Consider the following 19,633-nt stretch of genomic DNA (forward strand, 5'->3'; position numbering starts at 1 on the left):
GCTCGGATACGGGGGAGCGCGGCGCGGTTGGCGCTAGTGTGGACCGGTGAACATCGATGTCACCGCCCTCCCGGGTATCGGGGTACGCAAGGATTTTCAGGCGCGCTCCGGCCGCCGCATCGGGGTGGTCGACCACCGGGACGGCGGCATCGATCTGATCGTCTCCAAACTGTCCGACCCGGACGCGTGCGCGGCGCAGGTCCCGCTGAGCACCGACGAGGCCGCCGTCCTGGCCAATCTGCTCGGTGCCCCGCAACTGGTGGCGCAGTTGCAGGAAGATCATCGAGACCTGCCCGGCATCACCACCCGGCAGATTCCGCTGGAAGCGGAGTCGCCGTACGCGGGCCGCACCCTGGGCGAGACCGGAATGCGCACCCGCACCAAGGTGTCCATCGTGGCGGTGATGCGCGGCGGGCAGCTCCATCCCTCGCCGGGGCCGGATTTCCCGTTCACGCCCGGCGATGTGCTCGTGGTCGTCGGCACCCCCGAAGGCCTGGACGCGGCCGCGAAGATTCTCGTCCACGGGTGAGCCCGTGACCACTACCGCGCTCGCGCTGGTAGAACTCGGAGCGGTGCTGTTCGCCCTGGGCATGCTGGGGCGGGTCGCGGTGCACTTCGGAATGTCACCGATCCCGCTGTATCTGCTCGGCGGACTGGTGTTCGGGCACGGTGGTGTCATCGAACTGGAGACCGCCGTCGAATTCGGCCATGTAGCAGGCGAAATCGGTGTGGTACTGCTGTTGCTGCTGCTCGGTCTGGAGTACACCGCCGCCGAACTGGTGACCGGGATGCGCCGATCCTGGGCCGCGGGCCTGGTCGACCTCGTCGCCAACGCCACGCCCGGCGTGCTGGTCGCGTTGCTGCTCGGCTGGGGTGCGATCGGCGCGGTCACCCTGGGCGGCGTCACCTACATCTCCTCCTCCGGCATCATCGCGAAGGTGCTCGACGACCTCGGTCGCCTCGGTAACCGGGAGACGCCGGTGATTTTGTCGATCCTGGTGTTCGAGGATCTGGCGATGGCGGTCTATCTGCCGATCCTCACCACCATGCTCGCGGGCCTGAGCCTGTTCGCCGGGATGAAAGCGCTCGCCGTCGCTCTGGTGACGGTGACGGTGGTGCTCGTGGTCGCGCTGCGCTACGGGCGCCACGTCTCGGCCCTGGTGGAAAGCCCCGACAACGAGATCTTCCTGTTGAAGTTGCTCGGCGCTGCGCTGTTGGTAGCGGGTGCCGCTTCCTCGCTGAATGTCTCCGCGGCGGTCGGCGCGTTTCTGCTGGGCATCGCGATCTCCGGATCCACCGCGCAGGACGCCGCGAAACTCCTGGAGCCGCTGCGGGATCTGTTCGCCGCCATGTTCTTCGTCGCCTTCGGATTGAGCACCGACCCCACCGCGATACCGCCCGTGCTGGGCTGGGCGATCGCGCTGGCGTTGACCACCACGGCGACGAAGGTGGCCACGGGCTGGTGGGCGGCGAGCCGGCAGGGTATCGCCCGGATGGGCCGGGCCCGCGCGGGGGCCGCGCTGGTCGCGCGCGGTGAATTCTCCATTGTGATCGCGGGTTTGGCGGTCGGGATGGCCGCCGTCGACAAGGAGCTGGCCGCGCTCGCCTCGGCCTATGTGCTGCTGATGGCGGTGCTCGGTCCGGTGGCGGCGCGGGTGGTCGAACCTGTCGTCACGTTCGCGACGCAGCGGATATATCCAGCGCCGGGTTAACCCGTCCTGGCTCGCCGCTGTTCGATCCGTCCCCAGAACATGGTCGCGGCCGCGCCGGCGAGCAACCCGATCAGGCCCGCGCAGAGGTGGCCGTAGGCGGTGAAGCTCCGATGCGTGACGCAGGCGGCGACGAGGCTCCCGAGCACCAGCGCCGCCCACGCCGGTCGCACGACGCCGCGAAACCGGAACGCCATCGCGGCAAGCACCGCGAAGAACCCATAGCTGGTACCGACATCGGGAGCGATCGCGACCCGCAACGGAATCAACTTGTCATCGATGGCGCGTGAGATGCCGTAGACGGTGAGCAATGTCGCCCCGATGTGACCGGTGGCGAACAACAGGATCCAGCGTCCGGAGCCCAGCCAGCGTTCGGCGTAGGCCATCACGATCAGGAATTGAGCGATGATCAGCCACGGAAATCCGCCCTCGGTCCAGAACGCCGAGGCGACCAGCACCTGCACCGGATTGTGCTGCATGTTGTATAGATTGGTGGAGGCGGACAGGATCAGCCGGCGCTCCTCGACGGGGCCGAGCCCACGCAGCGTCCACCACGTGACGAACAGCGTGAAGGCGTACGCGGTGCTGGCCGGGGCGTGGGCCGGATGCGCACGCAGGGCCGGATAGATCCGGTACAGCAGACGCGGACTCCGCAACCACGTCCACGCCGCGCGGAGTTCGGCACGCGGATCGACGGTCCGGGTCCACGGTGCGTGGTAGCGACCGTCGTCCGCGGTGGAGGTAACCACAGGGCAAGTGTGCCGGGTGCGGCACTGCCGCCAGGGCTGACGCGCCGTCTACGACAGGTTCTGCCACCGCAGCCATCGGTCGCCCGGCTCGCGGGGGAGTTCGTAGCCCACCTCGGACGACTCGTGCTCGACCGGCTCGTCCTCGATGCCGGCGGCGTTGGCCAGCAGGCGTTGCCGGTCGGCTCGGGCCAGGGCCTTGCGGGTGTTGTGTGACTCGGTGATGCGGGGGCGGTCCGTCTCGTCGCGCGCGAGCGCGGGCCACTGGCCGGTCGTGGTGCCGGGCTGTGGCGGCCAGTAGGAGTTGGTGATTTCCGCGGGCGAAGGCTCGTAGGGTTTGCGGTTCGGTTGTGGCCGTTGGGGTTTCAGGCCGACCGGAGCCGGCTCGATGGGCGTGATCGCCGCGCGCGTCTCGAGCCGGCGCGCGGCCCGTCGCAGCCGCGGCAGGTCGACGATGCTGTCCTCGACCGTGGTCAAGCTGACGCTGATCAGCAGCAGCATGGTGGCGATGCTGATCACCACCAGCAGCGGAGCCAGCAGTTGCCCGGGCTCCGCGCCGGCCGGTGTCGCGGTGTGGCCGGTGTGGTGCGCGCGCATCGAGGCCATGCCGGTGTAGTGCATCCCGCATACCGCCACACCCATGATCATCGCCGCGGCTACCGTCGCGCCGACGCCTTTGACGCGCAAGGTGAACCACAGCGCCACGGTCGCCGCGACCACCGCGATCAGCATCGACACCCCGACGATCGGCAACTCGTAGCGAATGTGCGCGTTCGACTTCATCGCGTACATCCCCGTGTAATGCATGGTGCCGACGCCGATGCCGGTGATCGCGCCGCCGGAGAGCAGCGCGAACACCGTCGGTTGCGGCCGGATGACGATGAACAACCCGATCCCCACCACCACGACGGCGGTCAGCGCGCTGAACAGGGTGAGCAGGACGTCGTAGCGGATCTCCGCGCCCTCGATCGAAAAGCCCAGCATGGCGATGAAGTGCATGACCCAGATGCCGGTGCCGCCGATGGCGAGCGCGGCGGCGAACAGCCATCCGGCGCCGGCCTGTCCTTGCCGGCGCGCGCGAACCGCGCACTGCAGGCCGAGCAGTGACCCGATGACAGACATGACGTAAGCCATGAGGGGAGTGATCCACCCGTAGCTGAAGTGGTAAATATCGAGCACGAGCACCCCACCCACCGAGGCCGATTCGCCTCGTGATTGAACAAGTGGGTCGAACGATACGGCAGCGCCAGCTGATTTATACGGTGAAAGAACTCGTCGGCGAAGTGGGCTCGATCACTATTTGTTTAGTCACCGGCCGCAGTGCCGAAGGGGATTGCCCCACAACGACGATGGGCACGCGAGCCGGAGCTCGCGTGCCCATCGTCGAAGTGCCGTGCCTAATCCAGGTAGTCGCGCAGCACCTGCGACCGGCTGGGATGGCGCAACTTGCTCATGGTCTTGGACTCGATCTGGCGGATGCGCTCACGAGTGACGCCGTAGACCTGACCGATCTCGTCCAGGGTGCGCGGCTGACCGTCGGTGAGGCCGAAGCGCAACCGGACCACGCCCGCCTCACGCTCGGACAGCGTCTCCAGCACCGACTGCAGCTGATCCTGCAGCAGGGTGAAGCTCACCGCGTCCACCGCGACGACGGCTTCGGAATCCTCGATGAAGTCGCCGAGCTGGCTGTCGCCCTCGTCGCCGATGGTCTGGTCCAGCGAGATGGGCTCACGCGCGTACTGCTGGATCTCCAGCACCTTCTCCGGCGTGATGTCCATTTCCTTGGCCAGCTCCTCCGGCGTGGGCTCACGGCCCAGATCCTGGAGCAGCTCGCGCTGGATGCGACCGAGCTTGTTGATGACCTCGACCATGTGCACCGGGATACGGATGGTGCGAGCCTGGTCGGCCATGGCGCGGGTGATGGCCTGCCGGATCCACCAGGTGGCATACGTGGAGAACTTGTAGCCCTTGGTGTAATCGAACTTCTCGACCGCGCGGATCAGACCGAGGTTGCCCTCCTGGATCAAGTCCAGGAACGCCATACCGCGGCCGGTGTAGCGCTTGGCCAGCGAGACGACCAGTCGGAGGTTGGCCTCGAGCAGGTGGTTCTTGGCGCGGTTGCCGTCGCGGATGATCCAGTTGAAGTCGCGGCGGGTGGCCACGGGCAGCTTCTCGCCCGCCTCGGCCCACTCGCGCATCTTCTCCGCCGCGTACAGACCGGCCTCGATCCGCTTGGCGAGCTCGACCTCCTCCTCGGCGTTGAGCAGCGCGACCTTGCCGATCTGCTTGAGGTAGGCGCGCACCGAGTCGGCGGAGGCGGTGAGCTCGGCATCCTTGCGGGCCTGGCGCAGCGCCTCGGATTCCTCTTCGTCCCAGACGAAATCGCCGGAGGCCTTGTCGGCCGCGGTGGGCTCCTCGGCCTCGGTGGTTTCCTCGGCGGCGTCGGCGACCAGTTCCTCGGCGTCCTCGGTGAGGTCGTCCTCGGAGACTTCGAGATCCTCGAGGTCTTCGATATCGAGCGACTCGTCTTCGACGGCCTCGTCGGTGCCGGGTTCACCCTCGGCCCCGGTGGCCTTCTTGGCCCCCTTCTTCGCCGGAGCCTTCTTGGCGGCGGCCTTCTTGGCGGGGGCCTTCTTCGCCGCAGCCTTCTTGGCCGGAGCCTTCTTGGCGGCAGCCTTCTTGACCGGCCGTGCTTCGGTTACATCTGCGGAGTCGGCCTCGGCCGAGTCGGCGGTCTGACGGGTCGTGGCTACCACGTACGCCCTTTCGTGACGGTCTCGTGCGGCGTCACGCCAGAGTGGTGTTCCGGCGGAGCGGTCTGTCGGGTTGCACCGGCGAAGAGCCGGTCGGGTTTCTCCGGCTCACGACTGTGTCGCTCGCCGGTGGCGCTGTGCCTGCTGTTCACTCGCTGCGCTCCTGAACGGGCCGGCCACGTTCCATTGTAACGATCCTGCCAGGGTACTCATGCCCGCCTTGGCTTGGACGCACGACGCGCAGATTCTGTCAGGGCACCAACCCCGCTTCGATCGCCATGGCCGCGCCGACGATCCCCGCGGTGTTTCTCAGATGCGCGGGTACGACCTGAGTTCGGTTGGTGAGCAAGGGAATCCAGAGATCGGCGTCCCGGCTGATACCGCCGCCGGCGACGATGACATTCGGCCAGAAAAGATTCTCCAGCCCGATCAGCACGGTGGAGACCTCCGCCGCCCACTGTTCGAAACTCAGCCCCAGCCGGTCCTTCACCGACGCGGCGGCCCGGTGCTCGGTTTCCATACCGCCGATCTCGAGGTGCCCGAGCTCGGTGTTGGGCACCAGCGCGCCCTGATGGATCAGGGCCGAGCCGATGCCGGTGCCGAAGGTCAGCAGCAGCACCATGCCCGCGTAATCCTTTGCCGCGCCGTAGGTGTCCTCGGCCATGCCCGCGGCGTCGGCGTCGTTCAGCACGGTCACCGGGCGGCCGCCGAGTGCCGCGGAGAACAGCGCGCGGGCGTCGGTGCCGATCCAGGCCTTGTCGATGTTCGCCGCCGTGCGGGTGACGCCGTCCAGGACGACCGCCGGGAGCGTGATCCCGACCGGCCCGTCCCAGTTCGCCTCGGCGACCACCTCGGCCGCGGCCGCGGCCACCGCCTGCGGTGTCGAGGGATTAGGTGTCGCGATCTTGATCCGTTCGTGCACCAACTCGCCTGTGGCCAGATCCACCGCGGCGCCCTTGACACCGCTGCCCCCGATATCGATTCCGAACGCGTGCCCCCGAACGGACATGACTTTCCCTCGTTCCGTGTGTGATATGCGATGTGCTGGCCAGATGACGACAGTGCCCGACAAGAGTAAAGGCAGCCCGTTCCGCGCTCCGGAGAGTATCTGTGATGCGATGGACGACGTGCCCGAAACCACGAGCTCCTCTGCCCGCTCCGCCACCCTGCCACCCGAAGAAGTAGCCGAGCTGCGCCGCATCGCGGTCGATCTCGCCGAGACCGCCGCCGCCCATGTACGCACTCGCCGTCCGGAGGTGTTCGGCCCGGCCGGCGCCCAGGCCGACGACGCCGTCCAGGCCAAGGGGCATCCCACCGACCCGGTGACGGTGGTCGACACCGAAACCGAGGACCTGATCCGCACGCTGCTGGCCGAACAGCGCCCCGGCGACCCGATCCTCGGCGAGGAGGGCGGTGGCGCCCTGGCCGCCGCCGACGACGTGGTGACCTGGGTGGTCGACCCGATCGACGGCACCGTCAACTTCCTCTACGGCCTGCCCGGTTACGCGGTGTCGGTGGCCGCGATGCGCGGCGGCCGCTCCATCGCGGGCGCGGTCGTCGATGTCGCGCGGGCGGCGACCTACAGCGCCGGCGTCGGGCTCGGCGCGATGCGGGTGGACGGCGACGGCGTCGTGGAACACCTGCGCTGCAACCCGGTGGACACGCTGTCGATGTCGTTGGTGGCCACCGGGTTCGCCTACGGCGCGCATCGGCGGGCCCGGCAGGCCCAGCTGGTCGCCCAGCTGCTGCCGCGGGTCCGCGACATCCGACGGTTGGGCGCGGCCGCCCTGGACCTGTGCCATGTCGCCGCGGGACAGGTCGACGCGTACTACGAACACGGTTTGAACGCCTGGGATTTCGCGGCCGGTGCGCTGATCGCGTCGGAAGCCGGTGCGCTGCTGGCGCTTCCGCCCGCGACCGTGCCCGGGTCGGCGGGCGACCTGGTGGTCGCCGCCGCACCCGGGATCGCGGAGGAACTCGGGAAGCTGCTCACGGATATCGGTGCGACGGACTCGCTGCCGGATCAGTAGGAGCTCAGCACCTGGCCGAGCGCGCGGCGTTGAGCAGCTTCGGGTCGATGGAGCTGCCCGGCACCGGGTTCTTCAGTGACCGCAACACCTCCTCGGCGTCGGTGCCCGGCTGCAGATCGCTGCCGAACAGCGAGCCGAGTACCAGGTCGACGGTGTCGTCGGTGCGCTGGTCCTCGATCAGCTCGGCGCAGGGCGCGACCAGCTGCACCGACGCGGCCGCCGGGCGGCCCTTCACGCCGAAGCGGATCTGACCGGTGCATTCCAGGTCACCGTTCACATAGACCGGATCGTTGCCGGCCTGGGTCCCCGGCGCGCTCGCGAAACCGAGGTCTCCGAGCTGGGAGGCGATGTGGTTGGCCTGGCCACGCTGGCTGCTCGCGTTCAGCACCCGCACCTTGCTGGCCGCCAAGCCCGCCGGTTCCACGTCCTGCAGTCTGGACGCCGCGACGCGCTGCCCCAGCGGCGCGGCGGGAGCCGTGCTGTTGCCGGTGGCGGGGCTCGGCGAGTTGCACGCCATCGCGCTGCCGCTGTTGTCTGCCGTCGTCAACGCCTTGATCCACACAATCGCGCAGATCAGCGTCATGACGCCGAGCAGGATGAGCCAGGGCCGGGGGCGCCGTCGGACCCAGGGCCGACCCTGGGGATCGGTGGGGCTGCCTTCGGTGATCAGTGAAACCACCAGCACACTCTACGAAAATGTCCCGGCTATCGGGGACGGCAGGCCGACGGAGCGGGCCGGAGAGGGCCGAATATCGTGGGTAAGGTCTCGGCGAGTTCGACGGGAGGTGTCGATTCGCCCTCGATTTCGAATCGTCTGGGTTTTGATTGCGACTTTTCCCCCGTGGTCCGCTATTGTCTGGCGGCCCAGATCGAATCACCAGCGGCGAAAAACGGTGGTCGGTCGCGGGAACAAGTAGGGCATGTCCTGCGTTTACCGAGCGCTATCCCAAGTGGATCTACCACGATCCGCCCTGATAGAGCACCGGTGCACGTGTGATGTGCACCACCGGCGGGGCGGTGCATGCCACCTCGGTTCCTCCCCAGGAATCGGTGTAGCGCGAGCCGGTCCGGGATATACGGAGTAAGGACGAGGGGAAGACGACATGGCAACCGACTATGACGCACCGAGGCGTACCGAAACCGACGATGTGTCGGAAGATTCGCTGGAGGAGCTGAAGGCTCGTCGCAACGAGGCACAGTCCGCCGTCGTGGATATCGACGAATCCGATACCGCGGAGTCGTTCGAGCTTCCCGGCGCGGACCTGTCCGAGGAAGTCCTGACCGTTCGGGTCATTCCGAAGCAGGCGGACGAGTTCACCTGTTCCAGCTGTTTCCTGGTACACCACCGGAGCAGGCTGGCGGAGGAGAGTGGCGGGCAGTTGATCTGCATGGATTGCGCCGCCTGAACAAATCCCTGCGGCGGCCGGACACTACGGTCCGGCCGAGGCGACTTCTGTCAGCCCGCGCTCGGCTGCTGGCGACCGCTCGGCAGGTCGCTCGAAACAGTCGGCCCGAGCGCGGCTAGAACCTTCTCTGGTCGCCGGGTGCTCACCAGCCAGTACGGCGTGGGGTCATCCGGATCATCCAGAACCAGCAGCACCATCGCCCCGATCCAGGCGCGATGTTGGACATAGGCGGCGGGGTCGAGCTGGCGCCCCAGCGCCGCGCTCTTCGCGGTCTTCGGCACTATCGCCGCGCGGGCCACGAAATTCACCGGCAAGTGCGCGCGGTCGGCCCGCAGTTCCGGTGTCGAACTACCGGACGCCACAGTCACTTCGACCCGATGGCGGCTCAGCCACAGCAGCACCCACACCGGGACCGGCAGCATCAGCGCGTACGGCAGCCAGGCCCGCAGACCCGGTGCGCCCATATGAATTTCGGCCGCCAGCAAGCCGGCGATACCCAGTGCGACCGGCCACCACCACAGCGGCACCCACAGGCGCTCGGAATAGATCCGGGTGGTCTGGTTTTCGTGTTCCGTCACGGGGCTGGGCTGGTCCGACACGACTCAACACTAAGTCACGAGCGCAAAGCGGCTGCGCGTAGGCTCTCGCATTGTGAGGGAGCATCGCGAGCGAACCAATTACGCAGCCGCCCGTGCGGTCACGGCGGAGCCGAGCGGCAGCGAGGCGCAGGTTGACGCAGCCGCCCGTGCGGTCATGGCGGAGCTGAGCGGCAGTGAGGCGCAGGCATGAGCGCACTTTCACCTATCCCGTTGCTGCGGCTCGATTCCGGCATCCCCATGCCCGTGCGCGCCCATCATGGTGACGCCGGCGTGGATTTGTGCACTACCCAGGACGTCATTTTGGAGCCGGGGGAGCGAGCGCTGGTCGGTACCGGCATCGCCGTCGCACTGCCGGTCGGCACCGTCGGCCTGATCCATCCGCGATCGGGATTGGCTGCCAAAGCCGGGCTCTCGGTGGTCAACACTCCCGGCACCGTCGACGCGGGGTACCGGGGTGAGATCAAGGTGTGCCTGATCAATCATGACCCGCGCACACCCATCGAACTGCGCCGCGGCGACCGGATCGCGCAGCTGCTGGTGCAGCGGGTGGAACTGGTCGATTTCGTCGAGGTGGACACGCTCGACGAGACGGCGCGTGGTGCGGGCGGGTACGGGTCGAGCGGAGGCCACGCGATCCTGGCCGACGCTGGCAAGGAGGCGTGACAGATGGCTATTTTCGGCAGAAAGAAAAACTCGGACCGCTACGCGTCCGACGACTACGCGGACGCCGGCTACGACGAGCTCGACTATGACGAGCCCGTCGACGAATACGACGACGCCGCGGACGACTACGACACGGACGTCCCGCAGAGCGGCCCCTACGACTACGACGCCGTGGCCGATCTGCTGGCCGGGGTGGCCGATCAGCGGCTCGACCTCGGTTCGGTGATCGTGCCGGTGCCGCCGGGCGGTCAGTTACAGGTCGAGATGACCCCGGAGGGCACCCCGCAGGCGGTGCACCTGGCCACCGAGCACGGCCGGATCACTGTGGCCGCCTACGCCGCGCCCAAGTCGAAGGGGCAGTGGCGCGAGGTGGCCGCCGATCTGGCGGACTCGCTGCGCACCGACGGCGCCCGGGTCTCGATCGAGCAGGGTCCGTGGGGCCGTGAGGTGGTGGCACTCACTGAGAGCGCGGATCTCCGGTTCATCGGTGTCGACGGTCCGCGCTGGATGGTGCGTTTGGTCGCGGCCGGTCCGCAGGGCGCGGCCACCGACGGCGCCCCGCTGGTCGCGGCGGCTCGCGCGATCATGAGCGAGACCGTGGTCCGGCGCGGCTCCGATCCGCTGCCGGTGCGCGATCCGCTGCCGGTGGTGTTGCCGCAGGAACTGGCCGATCAGCTGGCCGCGGCGCACCAGGCTCAGGTCGAGGCGCAACAGCAGCAGATGCTCGCCGCCCAAGCCGCGCAGGCCGCGGCGGCGCAGGGGATTCACCCCGGCGTCATTCCGCCCCGGATGCCGGATGAGCCGCGTCGTAACGCAGGCGGTTCCGCTATGCAGCAACTCGGCTTGAACTGACACCGGGTCGGTCGCGTAGCCGGAACCCGGTGTGCCTCAAGGGATTCGGTCGAACGCGGCCAGCCCGAGGTGGCCCAGGACAGCGGGGTCCGCGCCGAGTTCGCCGAGCGTGATCCGGCCCAGGCCGGATCGGGGAATCAGCGCGGCCCACTCCTCGGCGACCGCGGTCGGATGCACCGGGTCGTCGACGGCGGTGATGACCACCACGGGAACCTCGACGGTGGCCAGGCGCTCGGGATCCGGCCACTTGTACTCGGCCGCCTCCCGCAGTGCCCGGGGCAGGTCCGGCCACTGGGACCGCCAGGACTGGGTGAGCGCGGTGGCGAGCCATTCCGGGCTGCCACCGCGCATTTGCTCGATGACCGCCGACAGGCCGTGGGTTCGGAGCTGTTCGGCGGTGTAGGCCGCGCTCTGCGCCGCCGGGCAGTCCGCGGTGTCGGCTCCGGTCCACGCGGGCAGCGCCGCGATGACGCCGGTCACGTCGTCTGGATGCTCGGCCGCCCATTCCAGGGCGACCGCCGCCCCCAGTGAGATGCCGGCCGCCAGCACGGGTCCGCGCGCGGCTGCTTCGTCCAGCGCGGCGCGATAACTGGCAACCACCGCCAGCGGGTCCGGTTCTACGGCGATGAGTTCGAGATCACGTTCCTGGCAGGCGGGTTCGAAACCGCGCCGTGCGAAATCGGCATCCGAACCCGTCCCCGGCAACGCCACAGCAACCCGTGGCGGGGTGAAAGGTTTCAAGCCGGCGGGTTCTGGGGATTTCCAAATAATGGGCAGCATCGCGCAGCGACTCCGTGGGGGGTGGTGGTCGGGCGACGGGTGGGCGGATCGGCGAGCAGTCACCACCGCATGTGGGGAGTCGAACACCGGGCCGAGCGTAGCGGGGCCGGGTGCGGAGGCCTACAGTGGCGGTGTGCGGCCAACAGCCGGTCGTTCGTTGGAAAACACGCTGGCGTGGGACCCACGCCACGTGCTGTAGCAGGAGAGCGTGTAATGCCATCCGCAGCCTCAGGATATTTTCGCCGACTGGGCCGCAGACTGACCGAGGATCTCGATCAGTTGGACGCCGAGGAACTGGCCGAGACCGCAGAGGCATCGGGAGCTTGCCGGGCCTCGGAGTGTCGCCGCGGCGACGAAGCCACCATGCTGGGCCGTTTGCGCAGTGTCGAAGCGTGCCCGAAATCGTCGGGCGCTAGTGTTCAAGCGGAATTCTTCGACGGCACCGACGCCATCACCCTGGTGTGGATCGGGCGCCGCCGGATCCCCGGTATCGAACCCGGCCGCCGGATCCTCGTGCGCGGCCGCGTCGGCGACCGGGACGGCCGTAAGGTGATCTTCAACCCCTACTACGAATTGCGCGGGAACAGCTGACTTTATGCCGAGCAACGACAACGGCGCCGAATTGGGCAAGCCGACCGAGATCGGGCGCCGTGCGCCGCTCGATGCTGATCAACCCCGGGAATCCGACCCCCGTCACGCGCTCGGCGCGGAGCTGCGCGAGATCGAAAACGATCTGCGCACGCCACACGCGGGTGTAGGCGCCGCCGTCACCGACGAGCCTCGTGAGCAGACCATGCTCGAGCAGATGGGCGGTTTCAGCGGCCTCATCTACTCCACGCTGCCGGTTCTGGTGTTCGTGCCCATCAACACCATCTGGGGTCTCACCGCGGCGATCTGGTCCGCGCTGGGCGTCGCCGCGGCCATCCTGGCGTGGCGGCTGTTCCGGCGCAGCCCCGTGCAGCCCGCCATCTCCGGTTTCCTCGGCGTCGGAATCTGCGCGTTCATCGCCTACCGGATGGGCGAGGCCAAGGGCTTCTTCCTGTTCGGCATCTACACCAGCCTGGTCTACGCCGGCGCTTTCTTGATCTCGATCCTGGTGCGCTGGCCGCTGGTCGGCATCATCTGGGGTTTCCTCAACGGGCACGGCAAGGAATGGCGCGGCGATCGCCGCGTGATCCGGCTCTACGACATCGCCACCGCGACCTGGGTGCTCGTCTTCGGTGCGCGCTACCTGGTGCAGTCCTCGCTCTACGACACCGATCACACCGGCTGGCTCGCTTTCGCGCGCATCGCGATGGGCTGGCCGCTGACCGCCGTCGCCTTCGGGGTCACCGTGTGGGCGGTGCGCCGCGCGGGACATATGCCCGTCAAGGGGTGATATTCACCAGGCAGGTGGGGTAGCACCCACCCCTGGGGTGTCTGGTTGGTGCGGCGTTTTCCGCCGACGATCGTTGCAGAACGAAAAATCGCAACGATCGAAAGGCCCGAAGTTGCCTACCGAGCACAAGATTTCGGCAACGAAGTCGCCCGCCCACCCCAGTCCCGCGCTTTCGGAGAGCAAGCGGGTCGCCGCCGAGCTGGACAAGCTGATCGGCGCCGCCGCGGCAGGCGACCAGCGGGCCATGTCGGAGATCGTGCGACTGGTCAGCCCGCTGGTCCGCCGCTATTGCGGTGCGCGCCTGGGCAATACCTCGCATCTGCACGTCACCGTCGACGACGTGGTGCAGGAAGTTCTCATCGCGACCGTGAAATCCGTTCCGCGCTACCAGGATCAGGGCAAGTCGTTCCTGGCGTTCGTGTACGGGATCTCGGCGAACAAGGTCGCCGACGCGTTCCGCCGCTCTCAGCTGCACCCGGCGTACCCGACCGCGGACATGCCGGACGAGGCCTGCACCGAAGCCGGACCCGAGGAGTGGGCGCTGGCCTACGAACGCCGCGCCGCCACCCGGGAACTGATGAAGATCCTGGCGCCCGCGCACCGCGAGGTGCTGGTCATGCGGATCGTGCTGGGCTGGAGCGCCGCGCAGACCGCCGAAGCCATCGGCACCAGCCCCGGTGTGGTGCGCGTGATGCAGCACCGCGCGCTGAACAAGCTACGCGCGAGAGTGCACGAGCATCGCGCGGCGATTCAGTGAGGGGTGGTGGTCGGGCGACGAGGCGGGCATGTGGTCAGGGCTTGACGCCGTGCTGGGCCAGCGCGATCCGCAGATCCTCCTCGGCCTCGAGCGAGGTGACGAACAGCAGTTCGTCCTCACCCTCGAACGGATCGTCGGCCTGCGGGACGATGACCCGGCCGCCGCGCAGGATCGTCACCAGCGCGGCGTTGCGGGGCAGCGTGAGCGCGCGCACCGGTTTGCCCGCCAGCCCCGTGTCCGTGGGCAGCGTGATCTCGACCAGGTTGGCCTGACCCTGGCGCAGCGTCATCAGGCGCACCAGGTCACCGACCGATACCGCCTCCTCGACGAGGGAGGCCAGCAGCCGCGGCGTGGACACCGCGACGTCCACGCCCCAGGACTCGTCGAACAGCCATTCGTTGCGCGGATCGTTGACGCGCGCGACCACCCGCCGCACCCCGAACTCGGTTTTGGCGAGCAGACTGTGCACCAGGTTGGCCTTGTCGTCGCCGGTGGCGGCGATGACGACCTCGTAGCTCTCCAGTCCCGCGTCCTCGAGCAGTGCGAGTTCACAGGCGTCCGCGTGCACCCAGACGGCGTCCGGGATGGCGGCCGGGTCGATGTGATCGAGCTTGCGTTCCAGCAGCATCACCCGATGCCCGCTGCGTAGCAGTTCCCGGGCGATGGATCGGCCGACGGCGCCGGCTCCGGCGATGGCCACCTTCATGATCAGTCCTCGCTCGCGGGGGGCTTGCCGGCCAGCGCGACGGCCTCGCCGACACTGCCGGAGGTCGCGGCCACGTAGACGATGTCGTCGGCCTGAATGATGGATTTGCTGTCGGGCAGCAGGCCGTTGCCGAACCGCAGGATGAACGCCACCCGGACACCGAGGCCGCGTTCCAGATCACGCACGGTCCGGCCGTACCAGTCCTCGTGCAGATTCAGCTGGGTCACCGCCACCGCGCCCGTGGGGTCGCGCCAGTTCGTGGTGCTGGAATCGCCGATCAGGGTGCGCATGAACCGATCGGTGGTCCACGGCACGGTGGCGATGGTGGGGATGCCCAGGCGTTCGTAGACCGCGGCGCGTTTGGCGTCGTAGATGCGGGCCACCACACGCTCGATGCCGAAGTTCTCCCGCGCGACCCGCGCGGAGATGATGTTGGAGTTGTCGCCGGAGGAGACCGCGGCGAACGCGTCGGCGCGCTCGATGCCCGCGCGCGTCAGCACATCCCGGTCGAACCCGACGCCGATGACGCGCTGGCCCGGGAAGTCCTGGCCGAGTCGCAGAAACGCGCTGGGATCACGGTCGATCACGGTGACCTCGTGCCCCACTCGGACCAGGGCGCGGGCCAGCGACGATCCGACGCGGCCACACCCCATGATCACTACGTACACCGTGCAACCCCATTCTCGGAACCCTGGTGTTCGGTCTGCCTGCTGCTGTCGGCAAACCGTACCGCCGATTCGTGGCGGCCTGTGCCCTAGGGATGGCCCAAGCCCCACGTTCCCCGTCCGGCTCGATGTCAAACCTGGTCCGCCGCGTGGCGCGTATCCGAACCCGGCGCGTAATCCGGCCTGCGGGGATCTATGCTCGCTCCAGTGTCCAAGTTGACGACGGCAGCCAAACGCATGCTGCTGGGCAGGCCCTTCCGTAGTGATTCACTGGGGCATACCCTGCTGCCGAAGCGCATCGCCCTGCCGGTCTTCGCCTCCGACGCCATGTCGTCGGTCGCGTACGCGCCGGAGGAAATCTTCCTGACCCTGGCGGTGGCCGGTATCTCGGCCTACATGTACGCGCCGTGGGTGGGGCTCGCGGTGGTCGCCGTGATGATGGTGGTGGTGGCCAGCTACCGGCAGAACGTGCACGCCTACCCGTCCGGCGGCGGCGACTACGAGGTCGCGACCACCAATCTGGGCCCGACCGCGGGCTTGACCGTCGGGTCCGCGCTCCTGGTCGACTACGTGCTGACGGTGGCGGTGTCGATCTCCTCGGCCGCGTCCAACATCGGCTCGGCGATCCCGTTCGTGGCCACGCACAAGGTGCTTTTCGCGGTGGTGGCGATCGCGCTGCTGACCGCGGTCAACCTGCGCGGTGTGCGGGAATCGGGCACGGCGTTCGCGATTCCGGTGTACGCGTTCATCTTCGGCATGATCGGCATGCTCGGCTGGGGGTTGATCCAGGTCTATGTCCTCGGCGAGACGCTGCACGCCGAGTCGGCGGGTTTCGGCATCGAAGCCGAGGACGAGCACCTCTACGGGCTGGCCTTCGCGTTCTTGATCGCGCGCACCTTCTCGTCCGGCTGTGCCGCGCTGACCGGCGTCGAGGCGATCAGCAACGGGGTGCCCGCGTTCCGGAAACCCAAGTCCCGCAACGCCGCGACCACCCTGCTGATGCTGGGCGTCATCGCGGTCGTGCTGCTGATGGGCATCATCATCCTGGCGCAGAAGATCGGCATCGTCTTCGCGCACGACACCTCCCATCTGATCGGCGCGCCCGCGGACTATCACCAGAAGACGCTGATCGCCCAGATCGCCGAGGCCGTTTTCCAGGGCTTTCCGATCGGGTTCTTCTTCATCCTCATCGTGACCGCGTTGATCCTGGTGCTCGCGGCGAATACCGCGTTCAACGGGTTCCCGGTGCTGGGTTCGATCCTGGCGCAGGACCGTTACCTGCCGCGGCAGTTGCACACCCGCGGCGACCGGCTGGCGTTCAGCAACGGGATCTTGTTCTTGTCGGGTGCGGCGATGGCGTTCGTGGTGGTCTTCGGCGCGGAGGTGACCAAGCTCATCCAGCTCTACATCGTGGGCGTGTTCGTCTCGTTCGTGCTGAGCCAGACCGGCATGCTGCGGCATTGGACGCGGCTGTTGCGCACCGAAACCGATCCGGCGCACCGGGCGCGGATGAAGCGTTCGCGGGTGATCAACGGGATCGGGCTCACCATGACCGCGACGGTGCTGGTAATCGTGCTCATCACCAAGTTCCTGGCCGGGGCGTGGATCGCTATCGTGACCATGGTGGCGATCTTCATCGTGATGAAATCCATTCGCCGCCATTATGATTCGGTGTCACGCGAGTTGGACTCGCAAGAGTGGGACGGAGTGCTGCCGAGCCGTTCGCATTCCATCGTGCTGGTCTCCAAGCTGCACCTGCCGACTCGGCGCGCCCTCTCCTACGCCCGCGCCACCCGGCCGGACACCCTCGAAGCGGTGACCGTGAACGTCGACGAGGCCGACACCCGGGCACTGGTGCGCGAATGGGAGCGCAGCGATATCACGGTGCCGCTCAAGGTGATCGAATCGCCGTACCGGGAAATCACCAAGCCGGTCCTGGACTACGTGAAGCGGGTCCGCAAGGACGCGCCCCGCGATGTGGTGACGGTGTTCATCCCGGAGTACGTGGTGGGCCACTGGTGGGAGCAGGTGCTGCACAACCAGAGCGCGCTGCGGCTGAAGGGCCGACTGTTGTTCGAGCCGGGAGTGATGGTGACCAGTGTGCCGTGGCAGTTGAGTTCGTCGACGCGCGCGCGTCAGCCGGGTGACATCAACGCGCCGGGCGCGGTGCGCCGCGGATACGAGGATCGGTCGATGCGCTCCGGGGCCCGCGATGAGTGACTGGCGCGGCGATACTTTCGAGATCCGGCTCGGCGCGCCGGGGCACGGCGGGTTCTGTGTCGGCCGGCACGAGGGCCGGGTGGTGTTCGTGCGGCACGGGCTACCCGGCGAGCTGGTGCGGGCCGTGGTCACCGAGGACCGCGGCGGTTCGTTCTGCCGGGCCGACGCGATCGAGATCCTCGAGGCCGCGCCCGACCGGATACCCGCGACCTGCCCGGTATCGGGGCCGGGCGGCGCGGGCTGCTGCGACTTCTCTTTCGCCACGCCGCGCGCGCAGCGGGCGCTGAAGGCGACGGTGGTCGCGGAGCAGCTGCGCAGACTGGCCGGAGTCGAACGGGACATCGTCGTCGAGCCGATCGCCGGATATCCGGCGGATTCCACCGCCGGATGGCGCACCCGGGTGCGCCTGGCGGTCGACGCGCGGGGGCGGGCCGGCGTGCACCGTCATCGCAGCACCGGCGTGATCACGGATCTGCGCTGCCCGCAACCGGTTCCGGGCGCGGTGGACGGTATCGGCGAACGCGACTGGACGCCCGGCGCGGAATTGGTGATCGCCGTCGACGGTGACGGCGTGCGTCACATCGTCGAACTGGCCCCCGTGGACGTGGAGCCGCGCGAGGGGTCGCGCCGCGGCCGGGGCCGCGCCGATTCCGACGGACGCGCGCGCGGCCGTGACGCTCGTGGCCGCGGCGGCCGACCGGGCCGCGGGCCGCGCGCGTCGGCCGCCGAGCTGTCCGGCACGCAAGGCCTGGCGAGTGCGGGGACCGAACGTCGCAACGCCGCCGCGCGCCGGGCCGCCACGCACGCGCCGCGCGAGGAATGGGTGCTGGCGGGCAGCGGTCGCGCGGTCGAATACGTGTCCGGCCGACGCTGGGAAATCGCGGCGACCGGTTTCTGGCAAGCGCATCGCGGTGCGGCGCAATGCTATTCCGATCTCATCGCGGAGTGGTCCGGGCTGGAGCCGGGTGACCTGGCCTGGGATCTGTACAGCGGCGCCGGGGTTTTCGCGGCGCGGCTCGCCGAGCAGGTCGGCGCGGACGGTGCGGTGCGTGCGGTGGAATCCGCGCGGTCCGCGGTCGCGGACGGCACCGCGGCGCTGCACGATCTGCCCTGGGTGGATCTGCGCGCCGACCGGACCGAACGCTGGATCGTCGAACACGCCTCGGGTGCGGCGCCGGCCGCCGTCGTCCTGGACCCGCCGCGTGCGGGTGCGGGCAAAGAGGTCATCGCGACCCTGACCGAGGCCGGCCCGGCGCGCATCGTCCACATCGGTTGCGACCCGGCCGCTTTCGCCCGCGACCTCGGCCTCTACCAGAACGCCGGTTACACCCTCACCGACCTGCGCGCCTTCGACGCCTTTCCCGGCACACACCACGTCGAATGTGTGGCGCTGTTGCGGCGTTAGCGCTCGTTCAGCTGCCAGGTGACGCGCACGCAGGCCGAGATCTCGCTCTCTCCGAGTTCCACCGGCATCGACGCCATTTCGGCGATCATGCCGACCGCGCCCTTGGCGCGGCCGCCGGATCGTGGACGTGCGCCCGTTTCCTCGGAGATCGTCAGCACCGGCCCGACAGCGCCGCCGGCGCGGGCCGCGTACTGCTCGGCCTTGGCCAGCGCGTTGTCCCAGGCGGCGTCGCGAGCCTGACCGAGCAGGCTCTCCTCGTCGGCGAAACCGAGGGTGAGTCCGTTGAGCCGGACTACGTCCCCGCCCGCCTCCACGCAGTGCGCGATGATGTCGGCGGGGCTGGGGTCGGCGTTCTCGCCGATGTCGCGCAGCGCCACCGTGAGGTCGGTGCCGGCGACGTAACCGGTGATCCGCTGGCCCTTGCCCTCGGTCCATTCGGTCTCGGTGCGCACCGACAAACCCGTGGTCGCGATATCGGCGCCGGGCACCCCGTCCCCGCGCAGCGCTCCCGTGATCGCGGTGACGCGCGCACCGGCCTCGGCATAGGCCGAGGCGACCTTGCCGGCCTTGGCCTCCACGGTGATGGTGACCCGCATCAGGTCGGGCGCGGCGCTCGCGGTGCCCACGCCGAAGGTGGTGATGGTGCCCGCCACGGCGTCCGGTTCCGCGAAGCCGCAGCATCCGGCGCCGCAATCCGCGATGGCTATGTCCTTCTGCTTGTCGTCCCTCTGCTTGTCCTTCTTCTTGGCTTTGCTCACAGCGCTCTCCTTACCGTCGAGGATCACGGTTCTCTCGCTCAACGGATGAGATCGCGTGATCGTCCCCGAGCGAAGCGAGTACCGTGTGGGCCGGGCCGCAGCGCGTAGATTCGTGTGGAGACTCACATTTCGCGGCCGTGACCGCTGGTGACAGGCTGATGTGGAGCGAGGGCACCGCTACTGCTCCGTAGACTGATCGGATCAGA

The 19,633-nt window shown here is 68.5% G+C and carries 21 protein-coding genes; 11 read left to right on the forward strand and 10 right to left on the reverse strand.

Annotation, left to right across the window (positions count from 1 at the left end; translation table 11 throughout):
• Positions 1–46 precede the first annotated feature (46 nt).
• Entirely contained in the window at positions 47–529 is a 483-nt protein-coding gene (locus tag BJ987_RS16600; RefSeq protein ID WP_209890549.1) for a cation:proton antiporter regulatory subunit, read from the forward strand.
• A gap of 4 nt (positions 530–533) precedes the next feature.
• On the forward strand, positions 534–1,712 hold the full coding sequence (locus BJ987_RS16605) for a cation:proton antiporter (RefSeq protein WP_209890552.1): 1,179 nt from the start codon (positions 534–536) through the stop codon (positions 1,710–1,712).
• Here BJ987_RS16605 and BJ987_RS16610 read toward each other — a convergent pair.
• The 4 genes from BJ987_RS16610 to ppgK form a co-directional block, all read right to left on the reverse strand.
• Positions 1,709–2,458: a rhomboid-like protein gene (locus tag BJ987_RS16610; RefSeq protein WP_209890555.1), complete on the reverse strand. Its 750-nt coding sequence runs from the start codon at positions 2,456–2,458 to the stop codon at positions 1,709–1,711. The two genes, BJ987_RS16605 and BJ987_RS16610, sit on opposite strands and share 4 nt — an antisense overlap.
• Positions 2,459–2,506: 48 nt before the next feature.
• Positions 2,507–3,649 (reverse strand): MHYT domain-containing protein, encoded by a 1,143-nt coding sequence (locus BJ987_RS38015; RefSeq protein WP_307869639.1) that lies wholly within the window; start codon positions 3,647–3,649, stop codon positions 2,507–2,509.
• A 203-nt stretch (positions 3,650–3,852) separates the two neighbouring features.
• Positions 3,853–5,211 carry an RNA polymerase sigma factor gene (locus tag BJ987_RS16620; protein ID WP_209890558.1) on the reverse strand — a complete coding sequence of 453 codons (1,359 nt, stop codon included), beginning with the start codon at positions 5,209–5,211 and terminating at the stop codon, positions 3,853–3,855.
• Positions 5,212–5,458: 247 nt separating this feature from the next.
• The gene (gene ppgK, locus BJ987_RS16625; RefSeq protein WP_209890561.1) at positions 5,459–6,217 is read right to left on the reverse strand and encodes a polyphosphate--glucose phosphotransferase; all 759 of its coding nucleotides are present in this window, start codon (positions 6,215–6,217) and stop codon (positions 5,459–5,461) included.
• A gap of 109 nt (positions 6,218–6,326) precedes the next feature.
• On the opposite strand from ppgK, the gene BJ987_RS16630 reads away from it, so the two are divergent.
• Positions 6,327–7,238, forward strand: a complete 912-nt coding sequence (locus BJ987_RS16630) for an inositol monophosphatase family protein (protein ID WP_209898530.1) — start codon at positions 6,327–6,329, stop codon at positions 7,236–7,238.
• 4 nt (positions 7,239–7,242) lie between these two features.
• On the opposite strand, the gene cei is transcribed toward BJ987_RS16630, so the two are convergent.
• On the reverse strand, positions 7,243–7,917 hold the full coding sequence (gene cei, locus BJ987_RS16635; RefSeq protein WP_209890564.1) for an envelope integrity protein Cei: 675 nt from the start codon (positions 7,915–7,917) through the stop codon (positions 7,243–7,245).
• 424 nt (positions 7,918–8,341) lie between these two features.
• On the opposite strand from cei, the gene BJ987_RS16640 reads away from it, so the two are divergent.
• Complete coding sequence (locus BJ987_RS16640) at positions 8,342–8,644, forward strand: DUF4193 domain-containing protein (protein ID WP_194814294.1); 303 nt, start codon at positions 8,342–8,344, stop codon at positions 8,642–8,644.
• Between the two features lie 50 nt (positions 8,645–8,694).
• Here the strand turns inward: BJ987_RS16640 and BJ987_RS16645 are convergent, their stop codons facing one another.
• The gene (locus tag BJ987_RS16645) at positions 8,695–9,243 is read right to left on the reverse strand and encodes a DUF3093 domain-containing protein (RefSeq protein WP_307869640.1); all 549 of its coding nucleotides are present in this window, start codon (positions 9,241–9,243) and stop codon (positions 8,695–8,697) included.
• Between the two features lie 186 nt (positions 9,244–9,429).
• Here BJ987_RS16645 and dut point away from each other — a divergent pair, with 186 nt between their 5' ends.
• Positions 9,430–9,906: a dUTP diphosphatase gene (gene dut / locus BJ987_RS16650; protein ID WP_209890567.1), complete on the forward strand. Its 477-nt coding sequence runs from the start codon at positions 9,430–9,432 to the stop codon at positions 9,904–9,906.
• Between the two features lie 9 nt (positions 9,907–9,915).
• Complete coding sequence (locus BJ987_RS16655) at positions 9,916–10,758, forward strand: DUF3710 domain-containing protein (RefSeq protein WP_372446943.1); 843 nt, start codon at positions 9,916–9,918, stop codon at positions 10,756–10,758.
• Between the two features lie 36 nt (positions 10,759–10,794).
• Here the strand turns inward: BJ987_RS16655 and BJ987_RS16660 are convergent, their stop codons facing one another.
• On the reverse strand, positions 10,795–11,538 hold the full coding sequence (locus BJ987_RS16660; RefSeq protein ID WP_209890573.1) for an alpha/beta fold hydrolase: 744 nt from the start codon (positions 11,536–11,538) through the stop codon (positions 10,795–10,797).
• 213 nt (positions 11,539–11,751) lie between these two features.
• On the opposite strand from BJ987_RS16660, the gene BJ987_RS16665 reads away from it, so the two are divergent.
• The 3 genes from BJ987_RS16665 (at position 11,752) to BJ987_RS16675 (ending at position 13,673) form a co-directional block, all read left to right on the forward strand.
• Positions 11,752–12,129 carry an OB-fold nucleic acid binding domain-containing protein gene (locus BJ987_RS16665; protein WP_194814291.1) on the forward strand — a complete coding sequence of 126 codons (378 nt, stop codon included), beginning with the start codon at positions 11,752–11,754 and terminating at the stop codon, positions 12,127–12,129.
• A 202-nt stretch (positions 12,130–12,331) separates the two neighbouring features.
• On the forward strand, positions 12,332–12,916 hold the full coding sequence (locus BJ987_RS16670; protein ID WP_245367119.1) for a DUF3159 domain-containing protein: 585 nt from the start codon (positions 12,332–12,334) through the stop codon (positions 12,914–12,916).
• A gap of 112 nt (positions 12,917–13,028) precedes the next feature.
• Positions 13,029–13,673, forward strand: coding sequence for a sigma-70 family RNA polymerase sigma factor (locus tag BJ987_RS16675; protein ID WP_209890576.1), 645 nt, complete (start codon positions 13,029–13,031; stop codon positions 13,671–13,673).
• A 34-nt stretch (positions 13,674–13,707) separates the two neighbouring features.
• On the opposite strand, the gene BJ987_RS16680 is transcribed toward BJ987_RS16675, so the two are convergent.
• Positions 13,708–14,379 (reverse strand): potassium channel family protein, encoded by a 672-nt coding sequence (locus BJ987_RS16680; protein ID WP_209890578.1) that lies wholly within the window; start codon positions 14,377–14,379, stop codon positions 13,708–13,710.
• Positions 14,380–14,381: 2 nt separating this feature from the next.
• Positions 14,382–15,047: a potassium channel family protein gene (locus tag BJ987_RS16685; RefSeq protein ID WP_209890581.1), complete on the reverse strand. Its 666-nt coding sequence runs from the start codon at positions 15,045–15,047 to the stop codon at positions 14,382–14,384.
• A 204-nt stretch (positions 15,048–15,251) separates the two neighbouring features.
• On the opposite strand from BJ987_RS16685, the gene BJ987_RS16690 reads away from it, so the two are divergent.
• Positions 15,252–17,264, forward strand: coding sequence for an APC family permease (locus tag BJ987_RS16690; RefSeq protein ID WP_209890584.1), 2,013 nt, complete (start codon positions 15,252–15,254; stop codon positions 17,262–17,264).
• Positions 17,257–18,669, forward strand: a complete 1,413-nt coding sequence (locus tag BJ987_RS16695; RefSeq protein WP_209890587.1) for a class I SAM-dependent RNA methyltransferase — start codon at positions 17,257–17,259, stop codon at positions 18,667–18,669. The genes BJ987_RS16690 and BJ987_RS16695 overlap by 8 nt, the downstream gene beginning before the upstream one ends.
• Here BJ987_RS16695 and BJ987_RS16700 read toward each other — a convergent pair.
• Positions 18,666–19,427, reverse strand: coding sequence for an SIMPL domain-containing protein (locus BJ987_RS16700; protein ID WP_307869641.1), 762 nt, complete (start codon positions 19,425–19,427; stop codon positions 18,666–18,668). The genes BJ987_RS16695 and BJ987_RS16700 overlap by 4 nt on opposite strands.
• Positions 19,428–19,633 lie beyond the last annotated feature (206 nt).

The sequence above is a fragment of the Nocardia goodfellowii genome, from assembly GCF_017875645.1.
Lineage (GTDB): Bacteria > Actinomycetota > Actinomycetes > Mycobacteriales > Mycobacteriaceae > Nocardia > Nocardia goodfellowii.